The 704-nt window shown below is 58.5% G+C and carries 1 protein-coding gene; it reads right to left on the bottom strand.

Translation table 11 applies throughout. The features are described 5' to 3' along the window. The coding region (locus tag EN780_RS36275) for a type IV secretion system protein (protein ID WP_133372957.1) at positions 1–613 on the bottom strand (613 nt) is incomplete at its 3' end. Positions 614–704 lie beyond the last annotated feature (91 nt).

Raw genomic sequence — 704 nt, 5'->3', positions numbered from 1 at the left:
GCGCGTAGAGAAGGACCTGTTGGAACCACGACACGCCGAGGCGTCGCGTCTGCTCGAACAGCATGCAGGCTATGAAGATCGGGGCCGTTCCGATGAGCACCCACATCATCACCTTCGCCAGCAACAGGATCGCCAGCGCGACGGCGATAAAGACCGCCACGCAAAGCATGATGAGAAAGCCGATCATCGACGGCAGAATGGCAAAGTAGCCCGACTGTTCTGCAAACGCCGCCGCTGCTTCATTGGCGGTCTTCCAGATCATCGACAGGCCATTTGTCGGTTCGGTGATGCCGGTTCCCGTGGCCGTCAGGATCGCGCGCCCGACATCCTCTGGCGTGTTGTTCAGCCAACCGTAAAACAGCGTGTCGAAATTGCTCCATTCTCTGACCATCAGCAAAATGACCACCATCCGGGCGACGCGGCCGATGACTTCGGCAACGCTGACCCTGGATGTTCCCATGAAGAGCTGCAGGCCGTAATAGGCGACGTAGGCCAGGAACAGGACGTTGAGCAGCGGCGTGATTTCGCTGGCTACAATCCCATATGCCCTTTCCGAAAAGGTTCTCCCGGTGTCTTCAATCCGGTCGAGAAGGTTGCCTAAGAAATCTTCCATTGCCGCCGATCGTCCTTACTGAGTTGCCATCGCCTTTATCGCGGCCGCGGCCGTGGCTGGGTCGCCGTTGACGTACGACATCGAGCCTGTC

Origin of the sequence: Mesorhizobium sp. M4B.F.Ca.ET.089.01.1.1, from assembly GCF_004022605.1 — a bacterium.
In the GTDB taxonomy this organism is placed as follows: Bacteria; Pseudomonadota; Alphaproteobacteria; order Rhizobiales; family Rhizobiaceae; genus Mesorhizobium; species Mesorhizobium abyssinicae.
The sequence above is the reverse complement of the archived record's forward strand: the minus strand, read 5'-3'. Positions and strand labels throughout refer to the sequence as shown.